Annotated in this window: 12 protein-coding genes and 1 pseudogene; 2 read left to right on the top strand and 11 right to left on the bottom strand. The window is 40.1% G+C overall.

Going from position 1 to position 16,916, the window contains the following annotated elements:
* Window positions 1-2 precede the first annotated feature (2 nt).
* Entirely contained in the window at window positions 3-1,493 is a 1,491-nt protein-coding gene (locus AN213_RS14880; RefSeq protein ID WP_055198990.1) for a DEAD/DEAH box helicase, read from the top strand.
* 221 nt (window positions 1,494-1,714) lie between these two features.
* Window positions 1,715-1,963 (top strand): annotated as a pseudogene (locus AN213_RS14885) (ion transporter); the annotation flags it as partial.
* 103 nt (window positions 1,964-2,066) lie between these two features.
* Here AN213_RS14885 and AN213_RS14890 read toward each other — a convergent pair.
* From AN213_RS14890 to AN213_RS14940, 11 genes are all read right to left on the bottom strand, one after another.
* Window positions 2,067-2,513 carry a hypothetical protein gene (locus AN213_RS14890; RefSeq protein WP_055198992.1) on the bottom strand — a complete coding sequence of 149 codons (447 nt, stop codon included), beginning with the start codon at window positions 2,511-2,513 and terminating at the stop codon, window positions 2,067-2,069.
* A gap of 50 nt (window positions 2,514-2,563) precedes the next feature.
* The gene (locus tag AN213_RS14895; protein ID WP_054563814.1) at window positions 2,564-2,851 is read right to left on the bottom strand and encodes a hypothetical protein; all 288 of its coding nucleotides are present in this window, start codon (window positions 2,849-2,851) and stop codon (window positions 2,564-2,566) included.
* 6 nt (window positions 2,852-2,857) lie between these two features.
* Window positions 2,858-3,238, bottom strand: a complete 381-nt coding sequence (locus AN213_RS14900; RefSeq protein WP_055198993.1) for a VOC family protein — start codon at window positions 3,236-3,238, stop codon at window positions 2,858-2,860.
* Window positions 3,239-3,789: 551 nt separating this feature from the next.
* Window positions 3,790-4,224, bottom strand: coding sequence for a GNAT family N-acetyltransferase (locus AN213_RS14905; RefSeq protein ID WP_055198994.1), 435 nt, complete (start codon window positions 4,222-4,224; stop codon window positions 3,790-3,792).
* 63 nt (window positions 4,225-4,287) lie between these two features.
* On the bottom strand, window positions 4,288-5,745 hold the full coding sequence (locus AN213_RS14910; protein ID WP_055198995.1) for an EAL domain-containing protein: 1,458 nt from the start codon (window positions 5,743-5,745) through the stop codon (window positions 4,288-4,290).
* A 240-nt stretch (window positions 5,746-5,985) separates the two neighbouring features.
* Entirely contained in the window at window positions 5,986-7,944 is a 1,959-nt protein-coding gene (locus AN213_RS14915; protein ID WP_055198996.1) for a methyl-accepting chemotaxis protein, read from the bottom strand.
* A 285-nt stretch (window positions 7,945-8,229) separates the two neighbouring features.
* Window positions 8,230-8,841: an FMN-binding negative transcriptional regulator gene (locus AN213_RS14920; protein ID WP_055198997.1), complete on the bottom strand. Its 612-nt coding sequence runs from the start codon at window positions 8,839-8,841 to the stop codon at window positions 8,230-8,232.
* A 61-nt stretch (window positions 8,842-8,902) separates the two neighbouring features.
* Window positions 8,903-10,045, bottom strand: coding sequence for an aspartate-semialdehyde dehydrogenase (asd, locus tag AN213_RS14925; protein WP_054563808.1), 1,143 nt, complete (start codon window positions 10,043-10,045; stop codon window positions 8,903-8,905).
* Between the two features lie 119 nt (window positions 10,046-10,164).
* Entirely contained in the window at window positions 10,165-11,061 is an 897-nt protein-coding gene (yegS, locus tag AN213_RS14930) for a lipid kinase YegS (protein ID WP_055198998.1), read from the bottom strand.
* A 137-nt stretch (window positions 11,062-11,198) separates the two neighbouring features.
* Window positions 11,199-13,832, bottom strand: coding sequence for a TonB-dependent receptor domain-containing protein (locus tag AN213_RS14935; RefSeq protein ID WP_054563806.1), 2,634 nt, complete (start codon window positions 13,830-13,832; stop codon window positions 11,199-11,201).
* A 78-nt stretch (window positions 13,833-13,910) separates the two neighbouring features.
* Complete coding sequence (locus AN213_RS14940) at window positions 13,911-16,664, bottom strand: hypothetical protein (protein WP_054563805.1); 2,754 nt, start codon at window positions 16,662-16,664, stop codon at window positions 13,911-13,913.
* Between the last annotated feature and the right edge of the window lie 252 nt (window positions 16,665-16,916).

Consider the following 16,916-nt stretch of genomic DNA (forward strand, 5'->3'; position numbering starts at 1 on the left):
TAATGAAACTAAGGAATTGGCAGTCTGAGTGTATTAACTCGGCAATTTTTAAATATAAAACAGATAAGCATTTTTTAGCACTTGCTACTCCTGGTGCGGGTAAAACTGTTATGGCGTCAGTATTAGCTAAATTACTATATGATCAAAATGATATTGATCTTGTTTTATGTTTTTCTCCTTCTTCTATTGTCGCACATGATTTTAGTGAAGCATTAGCTGAACAATTCGAAACGCACTTTGACGGCACAATTGGTGCACTAGGTAATTCATTTACTTATCAGGCATTAAACACTCTAGATAAAAAGGTATGGCGCTTATTTAAAAAGTATCGCGTGTTTGTGATCTTCGATGAGATCCACCATTGTGCAGGCTCAAATATAAAAGATGCTAATGCTTGGGGAAAGCAGATCATAACAACTATTAAAGAAAAAGCGGCTTACACAATCGCACTAACTGGTACACCTTGGCGATCCGACGCACTGCCTATCGTATTAGCTGAATATTGTAATGAGTCAAAACAAATACAATGTGATTATGTATATGGTTTAAAACAAGCGATAGCTGACAATGTGTGCCGAATTCCTCAAGTAATCGCACTTGATAATGATCAGATTACAGTAGTTGAAGGTGATGAAACGAGTCACTTCACAAGCTTCATAGATCTTCTAACACAATCAATGATTCCATACTCTAAGATTGTTACTAACACAAACGTAATAGAGCAACTTTTAATCCATTCCAGTAAAAAACTAAACGAACTTCGAACCACTAATAAAGAAGCAGGTGCGCTAATCGTTGCGTCATCAATTGATCATGCTTGGCAAATACAGTTAATTTTGAAACAGACTATTGGAGAAAGTGCTGTTGTTGTCACGAGTGATGAAGGCAACGGAAAAGATCTCATTAGAGGTTTTAGATATAATCAAGATAAGTGGATTATCAGTGTTGGAATGATATCAGAAGGCACCAACATCCCTCGACTTCAGGTGTGCTGTTATCTTTCAAATGTGAAAACAGAAATGAATTACCGTCAAGTAATGGGGCGTATTTTGCGCATTACTGATGCACCAAACCAGCAGGCAATTTTATTTATCCCAGCGGAGCCAAATCTTGTTGAGTATGCTTATCGCGCGGCACAAGACATTCCCGATGAATTAGCAAAAGTAAAATTTGTTCAAATGGATGAAGAGATCATGACAGAGGCATCTGAGTTAATCGAAAGCTACGAGGAGATCACTCATGACAATAATCAAAAAGTAGCTAATTCTTCTAAACACACTATCATCATTGATGAAACAACATTTAATTTTGATGAAAGCCTCTCTTCTTTTAGTGATATAGCACCAAGTGAAATAGGTATTTCAAGTGATAAGATAATGGGGATCTTTGGTCAGTTTAACCATAAAGAGCTTGAGATTCATGGCTTCGAAGAACTGATCATCTCAGAGCAATCAATTAAAAAACTTAAACAGTATAGTTCTGAAGTATTTTAAAAGTTAGCAAAACTTACTCTTCAGTTTGATGAGAACAATGTGCTAATTATTTGTCAACAAAACATCTTTATTAGTATTTTGTTGCTATGAATTTTAGATGATACGTCAACAAAAAGTAATGTTGACAAAATAAGGTTATAGGTTTTTTTGTTATTTAATCTAAGAATACAATTACTTGCAAGCCAACCGTCAGTTCGTCAACAAATATATACGCATATAACACATATGTTATGTATGAAACGATGGCTGTGTATGAACTCAGCTGGATTTTCTACCTAACGTTTATCTTCTTAACAGCCTTTGTATTTTTAAACATGATGGTTGGTGCAATATTAGAAGTTATGTCTGAAGAACATCGTAACGCCCGTGAAGAGCAAACATCTGATGCCGACATGCCAGCAACCAAAGGGCAAATTGCTCAGCTTCAAGCTGAAATGGCTGAACTAAAACAATTACTGAAAGAAAAGTAGAAAGTTTTTAGATAATAGCTTTTAGATATTAGGCGCTAGGACCTAGACTCTAGCGCTTCTACTTTAAAACCAACAAATATGAAGCAGCTTTTTGCAATCGAACTCAACCTGAAAATTTACGATCCAACTCGATAATTTCTTCTTTTATAGCTTTCACTTGCTCTTGTGCAGCTGGATGCTCTAGCAAACCCAATTCAATAATGCCTGTGCATTTATTTATAAATGTTTCAGTTGATTTATTTTTCGGAATAAAAATTACATATGCAAACCCTGGCATCAAACTTGGTGTACAACCACCTGGTTTAAGCAATATATTTTTAGCTATAGATTTATTAGCTGATAGAGTCTCAGTTAAATCAAAATCAACTTTAACGTTATTAGTCTCAGAGGCTTTTATTAGTTTTAGATTTGTGACCTTGATTAAGTGAACTGACTTAGATTTTTCGTAAAAATGTTCTAATGAATACCCACAATTACAAGCAAAAGCTGAAAATGATTCGAAGCTGAGTAATAAAAAAAGCACCAACCAAACAATTCTTTTTAATGTCATTAAGCCCTTCATTTAACCTCAAAGCATTTATTTAAATTCATTAATTACTCTCAAAATAAGCTTGATATCTGGCCTTCTGCTATTTTTGTATGACATACAAACAATTCAAAAGGCATACCAATATACATGCTCTGATGAGCGGATGAATCCAATACTTCTATAAATATATCAGCAGTTTCTCCATCAAAGAACTCTTTACCCTCTTCAAAAATAAGTCTACAGCTGGTATCGACACGGTTCAAATATGAAATTCGAGGGTAACAACCACTTCCTGTATATCTAAATGCATGAGCCGGGCGTTCTATGACTAAGAAAGTAACTTTTGCTGTAATATTCATTACATATCATCCTCTCTTTTCTACCTTCCATGGTGGGTCTAAGCGGTTTTCTCCCGCCCAATACAATTTAATTTTATTCCCTGATGGGTCTTTTAAAATTGCTTCTGTCCATAAATAACGCTGGGCTGTTGGCGGCTGTTCAAAGCTAATGCCTTTTTCAACAAGGCTTGCGTAGAGCTCATCGAGCTGCTCATGTTCAAAATAAATTACCGCACTATTACTATAATCTTCAGTTTCTAATGACAAGGAAAATGTGGCATCACCATCTGGGCATTGAAAGCGTGCGTAATGCGGGGTATCCACAATCTGAATCATTCCCAATGTTAAGTAAAAAGCCACCGCTTCATTCATATCCTTTACAGGTAACGTCACCTGATTGAGATTCATTTGCTACTCCCATGAAGTGCTTTATTCGTTGCTTCAGCATATCGCGTTCATTAAATTAAGCAAAAGATATGTTATGAGTTAGCGAGTTGCGAGAGTAAAGTTAGCAAGTTAGAAAGCCACAAGGTGAAAGTTTCTAGGAGGCGTTTCAACGGCGAACATCTAAATTCACGGCTAAAGCCGTTCCTACGGGATTCATCGTATAGGTGTGAAACTTGTTTCGTGCTCTTGTAGGTCGTGCTTTAGCGCGATTAAGGGGAAAGTTAGCGAGTTAGCAAGCTACAAGGCGAAAGTTTGTAGGAGGCGTTTCAACGGCGAACAGGTAGCAGTGATTTTACATCGCGTCCCAGACCCTGAATCCTAGCGCCTAATGTTTTCTTTCGTAGGCGTGAAACTTGTTTCGCGCGTTTGTAGGTCGTGCTTTAGCGCGTTAAAAGAGAAGTTAGCGAGCTTCGAGGTGCGAGAGTAAAGTAAGTGAAAGTTTGTAGGAGGCGTTTTAACGCCGAATATTTATGGTTTACGGTTATTGACGACCTACACGGCTGCAGTCATTCCTACACGAGCTCCATGTGCAATATTGGAAAAGGCTTGCCCATATCATCTAATGGCGAGCGTGAGGCAACTTTAAACCCCATATGCTGATAAAACCCCACTGCAAGTGGGTTTTGCTCATTAACATCTACTTTGTTAGCAGCTAATTGCTCAACCGCATAGTTCAAGAGTGTTTTACCTATCCCCTTACCTCTTGCGGCATCTAAAATGAACAACATTTCTATTTTGCACTCATGTACGCCAACGAAGCCTAAAATTGCCTGATGGTCATCCTTAATGCACTTTAAAGTTACGTTGGGAAAAGCTTGCTCAATAATAATTGGCTTAAAAAAGGCTATATCGTCTTCTGTTATAAAATCATGAGTCGCTCGTACTGAGTTTTCCCACACATCAAGTAGCTCTGGATAATCTTCAGCGGTCACATTGTCTACTTTCATTGTTTTCCATTTTGTTCTACAGCGATTGCCGGTTACATACTAATGTGTAACAGCAAAATAAGTCTAGAGCGTTTGAGCATTGTCATTACCAACCAAAGCATTTTGTAACTCTTGCAAAGACAATGATTTATAAAAATACCAACCTTGTATTTGGTAATCCTCGTTATGACTCTCGATAAAATTGTACTGGTCCTCAGTTTCAACCCCTTCAAAGATAACAGTTCGGTTGAGCTCTGAGACTAATGACATTATCGCCAAAATCATTTTTTGCTTAACACCATCTGTAATTGATTGGGTAAATACCTTATCTATCTTGATTACATCAAAGTTGATTTCTGTAAGCCACACAAGGTTAGATACCCCGGTTCCAAAATCATCGAGCGCTATTTTAAAGCCATATTTTTTAGCCTTTAAAGCGAAGCAAGCTAATAAAGTTAATGGCAGGCCAATGCGCTCTGTGATCTCTATCTTTACTTGCTCATTCCTTAGCTCATACTTACTACAAAACTGATGTAAGTAATCTAAAAACTCGGGGTTTTCAATTTCATATGCATTAACATTAATTGCGACAGAAAAACCATGATCGGTTTTCATAATTGGTGCTAATTCTTGAAGGGCCTTCGTCGCGCATTCATAGGCCAACATAGGATACAAAGATAACTGCTCAGCAACACCTAAAAATAGTTCCGGTGAAACCTGGCCATGTATTTCGTCTTTCCAGCGGACTAAACTCTCAACACCAATTATTTTGTTAGTTTTAACATCTATGATTGGTTGATACTCAAGATACAACTGTGCATTTTTGATTGCCCTTCGAAGTCTGAATTCCATGGAGCTTTGTATATCAAAATATGAGCTCAAAGAATACGCTATTAAAAAGCTAATTAAACCAAGCATACATATGATCAATACAGATATGTACAGCGGGAAATACAAAATACCTGGGCGATTATTCTCAGTGACAACACAATAAGAAAATTGTGTACTACACGTTTCTACCTGTTGAGTTGGCAATAATGTTTTGCTGTTAAATTGATATTGGGTTTCATAGTGATGAAAAACATACTCTTTATTTTTAGAAATAATTTTAAATTCAAAGTGCTTGTTTAATTCATCAATATGTTTAAAAGGCTTGTTTACAGTGAATGCGATGATATCGTCACGTTTAGTGACGTCATACTTTGTTTTTACCGGAAAAACACCAGCAACCTCTGCTGCAAAATCATACCCTGAAGATGAATTATATAATTGCTGAGTAAGTAAAGTTGTTTTGTCTAACTTACCCCAATTTGCAGAGCACTTAACCTTACCTTTTCTAATTAAACCTAGATCATGAACGTATTCATAATTGGCCAAAATCACCCGTAATTTATTAATGGTTTGAGTGTTACATTGACGAGATGATATCTGTGAAGCGGCATTTATTGCTGATGAGATATCTGCAGAGATATGCTCAGCCTTATTTAATAAAACGTTCGAAAATTGCTTTTGGTGTCTTACCTGAAAATAACTTACAGACACATGAAAAACGCAGGTTAGAAAGAACATTAGTAAACAAACAATAAGTGGCAATTTGTTAAAGTTGAATGTTCTTCCCTGCATAGCTCATTACTGTGTTGTTGGTTGCTGTTAAAACTTAATCATATTGTATTATCAAATCAAGTCCTAGAACCTAAAACGGGTAATTATTTTTTGATAAATTGATCCAGCTCGTAAGTCTACTTAAAAACAAATAGCAACAATGTTTCAATAATGCCTCACTTACACTTTAAATTTACCCACTAAATCAGTCAGTGTATTCGATAACAGGTTTAGTTTCTCTCCATTACCTCTTGCACTATCGGCAATTTCGCTTACATCATCTGCCGCATTTTTAATTTCAACCACATTGCGGTTAATGTCTTCGGCTACATGCTGTTGCTCTTCGGCTGCAGTGGCAATTTGTGTATTTAAATCGCTAATATTGACGATGGACGCGGTTATTTCGCTAAATTGTTGCTGTGCTGAATGAGCTAGATCAACTGTTTTGTTTGTACGGTTTAAGCTGGTTGTCATCTCTTTTGACACTTGATCAGACATTTTACGTAACGTATCTAACTGACTTGCTATTTCTTCTGTTGATTCTGAGGTTCTTTGTGATAACGCACGCACCTCATCTGCAACTACCGCAAAACCTCGACCATGGTCGCCTGCCCTCGCCGCTTCAATTGCTGCATTTAAGGCTAACAAATTGGTTTGCTCTGCAATGCCTCTTATCACGCTTAATATCGACATGATGTTTTCGCTTTCAGCGTCGAGTTGGTTTATATCTTGGGTTGCTTTGGTTATCACCTCAGACAAAGACACAACACTATCAACCGTTTCAGATATAACACTTTGCCCAAGTTCAGAAGCCTGTTGTGTTTGCGATGCAAGCTCGGCTGCATTGGCACAACTAGCAGATACTTCATTAGCAGTCGCTGCCATTTCATTAATTGCTGTGGCCGCCATTTCAAGGGCTTGTTGTTGCTGTGATGTTGAGCCAGATAATTGCGCCGCCTGTGATGATGTTTGCGCTGAGGTATCACTAACATTTTGCGCACAATCATTAATTTGCGTGACTAAATCCGATATTAAATTCAAAAATAAGTTAAAGCTGTTAGCCAGTTTGGCCGTTTCATCGCGTGTTTTAATCACTAAACGTTTAGTTAAATCACCACCACCTTGCGATATCTCGGTAAGACCATCACTTACTTCAACAATAGGTGCAGAAATTAATTTAGAAATATAGCTAGCAACTAAAATGAACACAGCAATCAAGATAGCACTGATGACTAAAATGGTAATCGTCATTGCGTTTGCAGCACTCATCACTTCAGATTTTTCAACTAAACCTATAAATTTCCAGCCTAGTTTTTGCGAGGTGTAAATATTTGCTAAGTAATCTTTGCCATTAATGTCGATTTCAAATTGCCCCTGATTATTCTCAGCGAGCTGTTTGTATTTTCCGTTATTGACTTGTGCTAAATGTTTAAACCTGTAATCAGCATTTTTAACGTCAACGAGTACATTGCCACTATCTTCAATCAACATTAAATAGCCAGTTTCACCAAGTTTAATGTTCGCAATAATATCGGTAAGGCCCTGCAAGGATACATCCATGCCCTGCACACCAATAAACTCTCCTGCTTGTTTAATCGCTTTAACAGTAGAAACAATTACCATGTCATCGGCTGCCCAATAATAGGCATTGGTTCTTACCGTTTTACCATCTGCTGCTTTGCCTGTTTCGTACCAAGGCCTTACTCTTGGGTCATAATTCGCTGTAACTTCCCCCTCTGGCCATTGAATATAACCGCCTTGCTCATTACCCATATAAATATATGCAAGTCCCGGGTGGGTGGCGCCAAAGTGATCAAACAAACTAAAGGCGTTTTGTTCGATGTTACTACCACTTAAATGATCAAGCTTTTCTGCACTAGGTGACTGCATATGGGTTTTAACACCTTGCTTGGCATCTAAGATAGCGGCATGGGAAGCAAGGTAATCGACGTTTTTTTCAATTTCGGCAAAAAACATACTGATACCATTATCGACTTGTCTTGCTTCTCTTTCACTAAGCTCGGCAAAACTATCGAGGGCTTGCTGTCTTGTTTGTGTAATTACAAGCACAGCAATGATAATGAGTGGCAGCGCAATGGCTGACGCAAAGGCGAGTTTTAATTTTTTTGAAATGTTCATAGCCAACTTCCAACTAAGCACTTAAGAAAATATAGTGAGGGCTTGGAAGTTCGGCAAATAATTAAGTGTTTATTTTTTCGGTGCAAAGTAGATTAGGATAAATAAAATCAATCAGTTTTACATATCTTCTAAGATTGCTTTAACTCGAAACTTACCGTCTCTAAATATGACATTTAGTTGACAGATACATGGAATGTACTAACTTTAGTTTTAGTAGTTAACATGCTTTTAACAAAGCAGTGCTTGATACTTTCCAACCAATTGGCAGCATTTGCGGGATGCAAATTAGCTGCCTATTCCTACTTCATGTTTAAGCATATAGCTAAGTAAGGCTTGGGCATCTGGGTGTTTATCTGATTTTAACCCTGTTACAACACCTTGTTGATCCGCTGCCGATTTATGCTGGCCTAACTTCTCTTTTGCCTGAATTGAATCAAGTTCGATTTTAATACCAACAATGCCACGAAGTAACTTGGCTTGATAATCAGCTGGCAATAAGCTGGTGTCGTTTAAAATACTTGGCTCGTATTGGCTAATTAACTCATCTAGGCAGGCTAAGGTGTTTTCATGATTGAGGTATTCTACTTTGCCCTTGGCATGCACCGCAGCGTAGTTCCAGGTCGATACAGCTGGCTTCTCACTATACCAAGTCGGTGAAATATAACTATGCGGCCCATTAAAAACCACTAATACACGGGTACCTTGCAAGCTTTTGCCGTGACGATTAGCCCGAGACACATGACCATATAAAGTACCAAACTCGCCCTCATCGGGTTTATAAACTAAAGGTAAATGAGTTGCCTCAAACTCACTATCAACCATCAGAGCAAAGCTGTAGGTTTTGATAAACTGCGATACTCGCTCTGGTGTCATTTTCCATTTATTAGGGGTGTGCATTACTTTCCTTTAGTGCTAAAAAAGGCCAGCAAACTGCTAGCCTTAATATTGAGATGTGTGATTAATGTTGGCCATCAACAATAATGCGTAACATGCGACGAAGTGGCTCAGCTGCACCCCATAACAATTGGTCACCAACCGTAAACGCACTGATATACTCTGGGCCCATCGCTAATTTACGAATACGACCTACCGGAATAGACAACGTGCCAGTTACTTTTACAGGGGTTAAATCTGTAGCTGAAATGTCACGATCATTCGGGATCACTTTTACCCACTCATTGTGAGAAGCAAGAATTTCTTCAATTTTCTCAACGCTAATGTCTTTGCGCAGCTTAATTGTCATCGCTTGTGAGTGACAACGCATTGCGCCAATGCGAACACATAAACCATCAACAGGGACAGGTTGTTCGCTGCTACCTAAAATTTTGTTTGCTTCAACTTGCGCTTTCCACTCTTCTTTACTTTGACCGCTTGGCATTGGTACATCAATCCAAGGGATAAGGCTACCGGCTAGAGGCACACCAAACTGGTCTTGCGGTAAATCGCTTGAGGCAATTTTTTCGGTGACTAACTTATCAATCTCAAGAATCGCAGCATTTGGATCTGCAAGCTTGTCTGCCACTGTTTCGTGAATTGCACCCATTTGCGCAATTAACTCTTTCATGTTGCGTGCGCCTGCACCAGAAGCCGCTTGATATGTCATTGGGCTTACCCATTCAATCAAGTCTTGTTCAAATAAACCGCCTAGGGCTAATAGCATAAGTGATACGGTACAGTTACCGCCCACATAGGTTTTAACACCTTGCTCTAAGCCCGCACTGATAACGTCTTTATTTACCGGATCTAGCACAATAATACTGTCGTCACTCATACGCAGTGCCGATGCCGCATCAATCCAGTAACCTTGCCAACCTGATTCACGTAATTGCGGGTAAACGGCTTTGGTATAGTCACCGCCTTGGCAAGTAACAATAATATCCATCTTCGCAAGCTCAGCGATATCATTGGCATCTAAAAGCGGTTTAGCAGGGCCAGCAAGATCAGGGCCTAATTGACCGGTTTGTGAGGTGGTGAAAAAAGTCGTGTCGATATTAGAAAAATCATTTTCTTGCTGCATACGTTCTAATAACACAGAGCCAACCATGCCCCGCCAACCGACTAATCCTACTTTTTTCATTGTTTGTTCCACTGTTTGATTCATTCAAATTACCTAAACTGTTAAAAATTAAAGTCCATTGCGTGAGAGTTTAATTTTTACAGAAGTAATCTAGCATTGCGGCCTTAGCAAAACCAGCGCTAACCGAGTAACATCAAAATTTTTCATCTTAGCATTGGGCAAGCGTCTGGTAGCACCATGTTTAGCGCGCCAGCGTGCACTTCAAAACGCTGTTGTTTTGAGGTGATTGGCTCGCCATCTAAGTTTATTGGCATTTCTGTTTGTGTTTGCCATTCAAGCCAAGGCACTTGAAAGCGTTTTACCCATTGTTGTGATGAATTAGGATAGTTACTTAGCTCTTCGATAACCGCTGGTACATCTGAAATTGCAAATGATGTAAACGCCACTAAATCAACCAAGCCATCATTTATGTACGCATGTGGCGCAAGTGGCTGGCCACCGCCCGCTTGGCGGCCATTACATACGGCAGCGGCAATAATATCGCCCGAAGTACGTTCACCATCAGGCAGCGTTAACTCGCCACTGTAAGGTACAAAACTCAGCGCTTGTACAAGACCAGCCAAGGTATACGCCCCACCACCGAGTAAGTTTTTCAGTGCAGGCGGTGTGGTTGCGGTAATTTTTGCCCCAAAGCCAGCACTGGCTACGTTCACAAAATAACGCTTATCAACCTCTACCGTATCAATTGCATGCGGCTGACCATCTGCGGCAAGTTTCAGTGCTGGCAAGTACCCGTGAGGAATATTAGCGGCTGTAGCAAAATCATTCGCTGTGCCCATAGGTACAATTGCAAGCTCTAAACGTTGTGACTTTTCCAGTTTCATTAATGCATTAACGGCTTCATTAACGGTGCCATCACCACCAGCTACTACAACACGTTTTACACCCTCTGCCACGGCTTCATTGATAAAGCGCTCAATGTCACCGCCTTCATAGGTAACACGCACCGCAAGTTGCTGACTAGTTCGAAATTGACCGATGGCGTCACGAAGCTGCTCATCAGCCGCTTTTTTGCCATTTATAATTAACCGTAAGTCCATTTTAAATCCCTGTTTTAACACTTAGAACTACCATAACACGCAATGGTTTATAGACAATACAGAAACAAAAAAGCCCTGCTAGTGCAGGGCTAAATCAACGTTAGGATTTATTATTGTATCCTTCCTTGGTCAGAGATTTAAAACTGATATTTGTACTCAATTGAGAACTCAGTGCCTTTCTCTTTAGAGCGAGTTAAGGTACCCGCTGACTCTATTTCAGATTTTGCGCCCAAAATATTCGTCACTTTAAACTTCAAGCTTGAGTTGAAATCAGGGAAATAGGTGTAGTTAAAGTCTAGAGAGTGGAAAGGTTGCTCCATCCAATCTTCTTGACCTTCAATGCCAGGAATTATAATCCGCTCACCAAATACGTTATAGATTAGCGTTGAAGCATGTTGCCCACTAGGTGCGTCATAGCCTAACTGCATGTTTACAACATATTTTGAGTGACCCGTCATGCGACGTGTTGTATTTGTAACCGCTGCAGAAACCCCTGTTTGTTCAACAATCGCCTGACGGTCCATGTTGATTTCTGAGTCACTTAAAGTCACGTTACCTGTCATGAATACGTCTTGCCAGAATCCACCTAAGAAAGCGAAATCTTTCAGGTATTCAAATTCAACACCAGCAACATAGCCATCTTCTGCATTAGCAATACGTACCAGTGGTGGCCCATCTTGTGCAGGTGATTGAACAGACTCAATTGGGTCAACCATGTCTTTATAGAACACACCAACAGAGAAGTTCTCGCCCGTATCAAAATAGTTTTCCCAGCGGAAATCATAGTTTTTGATTTGGGTTGTACGTAGACCTGGCGTACCACCTACAGGGTATTCTGTAAGCGGATCGATGTAAGTTGCGTCAGAAATCTCACGTAAATCTGGGCGAACAACAGTTTCACCATAGCTTAAGCGCCATTGCGTTTCGTCACTTTGTACATAAGTTAATGCAAGTGCGCTATAAACGTCGTCTTCACGGAATGCGAGCTGATCTAACTCATCATAATCGATAGAAGATGCAAGGCCACCAGTAAATGGGTCAAGAGGAACAGATACTTGACGGAAATCTTCCCAACGTAAACCACCGGTAATACGCCATGTGTTATTGAAGAAGAAATCAGCTTCGAAGTAGTATGCATCCACTTTCTGCGCTGACTTATAGTCATCGCCTGAAACCGTTGTGTCGTTTAAGATTGGCTGCGTTAGTGACGCGTTTGTAAGTACATCATCAGATAAAATGGTGTTTAACTCATTTCCGTTTAAGTCAACATCTGAGAATGCACGTGTATTGATATCAAAACGACGGTTAGTTGCTGAACGCTCTTTAGAGATAAAGTCGGCACCTGATTTAAGCTCAACATCCACGCCATCTAGCATAATAGGCAACGTAAAGTTAAAACCGTAGTTCTCTACTTCATCATCCAAATCTTGGAAAGTGTAACGTGCAGCTGTTGTTGCATTGGTTAATGCGCTTTCGTTTACTGTATCGTAAAACCCATCTTCGTTAGCATCAGTAACAATGAAACGAGTTTCCATGTTACCTGGTGCGTAACGGTTTGAGCGACCAATTGAATACTTCCAGTCAAAACCCGCGTAATTCAACCAATCAAAAGTATGCATACCTTTTAACTGATTAACGATCAGCTCACGCTCTTCATAACGAACATCGTACGAGCGTACACGCTTGTTGTCTGAGGTATTGTTGTTTTGGTCAATACCTAAACGGTCTGAAATTTTATCTTCAGTATCACGTAGGATTAATGCTGTGTAGTCAATTTTATGCGCTTTGTCATACTCAACACCAACCGTAACCATTCCTGATGTCTTAACCGTGTGTTCTGTACTTAGTACTTGGTCATAACCACGGATCATGGTTGTTGAGTTTTCACCAATCAAGAAACCTTGACCTTGATACTCATCTGAAACAACGTGTTTATTATCGTAGCTAAGCGACGATAAGAAACCGTAGCGCCATTTATCCGATTCAAAGCTGTTACCTAACGTGGCAGTGAACTTTGTATTTGGATCAACCTTTGCTGATTTTGGATCATAATCGCGATTTAACGACAGTGCTAAAGCACGGCTTTGCTCAGGTGTTAAATCATCAAGCGATTGACCACTTTGGTATACATCAAGGATAGGACGCGGAATTTCGCGTGTGCCATCGTCAACACCGTACCAGTCATCCGAACCACCGTTGTATTCAAGACCATCATCAAAGTTATTGTTGTTATAACCAAGCTGACCCGTCACATCAAATACAAACTGATCAGGAATTGATTTCAAGCGAATATCAACGTTACCACCACCAAAAGATGCTGGCATTGACGGTGAATATGATTTTTGTACTGATAAGCTTTCGATAATACCTGATGGAAATAAATCCAGTGGTAATACAGAACGCGTTGGATCTGGGCTTGGTACAGCAGAATTATTTAACTGTGTACTTGAATATCGTTCACCTAGACCACGTACATAAATAAACTTACCATCAACAAGTGTTAAACCTGTTACACGGCGTAGCGCTGCAGCAGCGTCACTATCACCACTACGTGAAATTTGCTCTGCACCCATAATATCAGCAACGAATGCTTGCTGTTTACGCTCTTCTAGAACAGCTGTTGCAGTGCCTTTTAAACGACTTGCACTTACAACAACTTCTTCAAGAACAGCTTCTTCGTCTGCTTCAGCTGCGTGTGCTGAGACACTCAATCCGCATAAGATAGCTGCGCTTAGTGCTGTTAAGCTGAACTGTTTTGAATATTGTTTCATGTTTACCTCTATCTGAAATAAGTTACAGAAAGTTGTTTAAAGGTGCTAAACACGTTGTTTAGCACCTCGCTTACTGTGTTATTCCAGACCTACTGTCCAACCTTCAGTCCAGTTGTTATCAGCAGATACTGCACCAATGTGCGTTGTTGTATCGAAGAAACCGTCGATTGCTTTAACGTCTGTCGCTGTTGTTGTATCGATAGTGAAGATACCATTTACAACTTGCGTTTGACCTGTAGCAACTAAGTTACCTAATGTGTTTGTCCACCAGTTTTCAACACTGAAATCTACACCACTTGGGTCTTTGAAGTTTTCAGAACATGCAATCACTGATGATTTAATCATTAAGGTACCATCTTGAGCATTCTTAACTGTTTCACTTTCACCTGAAGCAGCACCTTCAATCTCTAGACATTCGCCCATACCTTCAGGGCCCGTTACGATTGCGTTATAGATTTGCGCACCCGTACCTTCACGGAAGTACATACCTTCTGAGTCATCTTCACCATCAAAGGTATTACCGATGATTGTTAAGTTAGCAATTGTTGGGTTTGACTTAGGTGTTTTAGACGGTGTAGAACCATCGTTGTCTGCTTCAATACCACGGTTCGCGTCTGAGTTATCAGCTGCTTGCTTAACAAGAATGTGCTGCATTTTACCTTGGAAACCATTGTCCCAGTCGATGCTGTCATCTTGAATGCTTGTTAGTACTAAGTACTTCGCTTGAACGTTACCACCGAAGAACTCAACACCGTCATCCGCATTTTGGTGTACTTGTACATACTCAACAGTTGTACCAGAACCAACACCACCGAACGTGATACCGTTTAATTCGTTATCTGGTGCGATTTCGTACCCACCATTCATCACACGAACATAACGCAGTGTACCTGAGTTATCCGTTGTATCAGTACCACCGAACACCGCACCTGACTCAACACCTTCAACTTGAAGTGCACAATCACCTTCTGCTGGACACTTGTTTGATGGTGCGTTACCAAGAAGTACTAAACCACCCCATTGACCAGCGGCTGTAGTACCACCCATCACATCTTGGCTTGAAGTGAACGAGATTGGCTCATCTTTAGTACCGTTAGCATTAATTTTTGAACCACGGCTAATTACTAAGTAATCATCACCTGTACGGCCATATACTGTTACGCCTGGCTCGATTGTTAAAGTAGCTGAATCTGCATTATCTTCACCTACAAATACTGCGCCGCTTAATGCGTAGTAGTTACCCGCAGTAAGAGTTAAATCAGCGGTGATACGACCAGACACTTCACATGTTGTTGTGCTGCCATCAACTGGAGAAATTGACGTTGTACCTGATGGACAACCTGCTACTGCTGGTGGTGCAGTTACTTCACCGCCACCGTAACCAAATGCCCAACCTTCACGCCAGTCATCTGAATCATTCAGTGCACCAACAAAGTCAACTGTATCGAAGAACGCATCAACAGTATTTGCTACATCTTGGCCCGCGCCTAGTAATGGAGAACCTGCAATTGGTTGACCGTTTGCACCAAGCATTGGCTTATCATTGATTACGTTACCAGATTGTGCTGTAAACCACGTTTCAAGCTCTAGTAATGAATTGCCGCTACCATCAACTGGGTTTTTGAAGTTTTCGCCATTAGTACACGACATGAATGTGTTTTGAATTAAGATAGTACCATCGTTAGCGTTATTAACTGTTTCGCTTACACCGTCTTCAGCACCTTCAATTTCTAAACACTCACCCATTTCGTCAGAGCCAGTGATCACAGAGTTGTAAAGGTGTAAACCTGTACCTTCACGAAGGTAGATACCCTCAGCATCGTCTTCACCGTCGAAGTTGTTGCCGATGATTGTTAAGTTAGAGATGATTGGTAATGATTTTGGTTCTTTAGAAGGTGTGCTACCGTCGTTATCTGCTTCGATACCACGGTTTGCATCTGTTGAATCTGGATCTTGTTCAACGTAAACGAATTGCATTTTACCTTGGTAACCATTGTCCCAGTCGATGCTATCGTCGTCGATGCTTGTTAATACAACGTGCTTCAGATTTACCGCACCACCGAAGAATTCAACACCATCATCTGAGTTGTTGTGAACTTGTAAGTACTCAACCGTTGTACCAGAACCAACAGCACCAAATGTAATACCATTTAGTTCATTATCTGGGGCAATTTCATAACCAGCATTTTTAACAACAACGTACTTTAAAGTACCAGAACTATCTGTATTGTCTGTACCGCCGAATACAGCACCAGATTCAACACCTTCAACTTGAAGAGCACAATCGCCTTCAGCAGGACACTTATTAGAGATACCGTTACCAAGAAGCACCATACCGCCCCATTGGCCTGCAGATGTTTCTTCACCAACTACGTCTTGCTTAGAAGTAAAGATGATAGGGTCGTTTTTAGTACCTGTAGCTTCAATTTTAGAGTCACGGCTAACAACTAGGTAATCAGAACCGCTGTTACCGAATACTACCGCACCCGCTTCAATTGTTAACGTTGCACTGTCTGCTTTATCGTTACCAACGAATACAGCACCATCAAGCGCCCAAAATGCGTCTGTTGATAATGTTGTATCTTCAGTGATTACGCCTGAAAGAACTTGTACTGTCACATCACGACCTAATGCAGCAGACACTTCGTTCGAAAGACTTTGGCTGTATACACCCGGTAACTCTTCAGTTGTTGGTGGTGTAGTTGGGTTAGTAGGTGTAGTTGGTTGCTCAACTGTTTCTTCTACGTTGATGTTGATATCACCACCGCCACAACCTGCTAGTGAGATTGCTGTAGCTACAAGACTAACCTTGAATAAGCCAGATAATTTCATTGTTCACTCCGTTAAGATAGGTATTTAATTATTGTGTTAGCGCATAAACTCAAGTCACCAAAAAGCACTGAAACTTAATGCTTTTGGGTCACTTGAGTTTTAAACTGCGACTACCTTACGGGAGCTGTATGACAAACTAGTTACACTTTAATAAACATAAAATGACAATATTAATTATATAAAAAATAGTAAGTTAGTTTATTTTAGGAACGGAAAAAAGCCGCCCGAAGGCAGCTTTGGTGTTGCGATTAT

The sequence above is a fragment of the Pseudoalteromonas sp. P1-8 genome (assembly GCF_001399985.1).
Classification (GTDB): Bacteria; Pseudomonadota; Gammaproteobacteria; order Enterobacterales; family Alteromonadaceae; genus Pseudoalteromonas.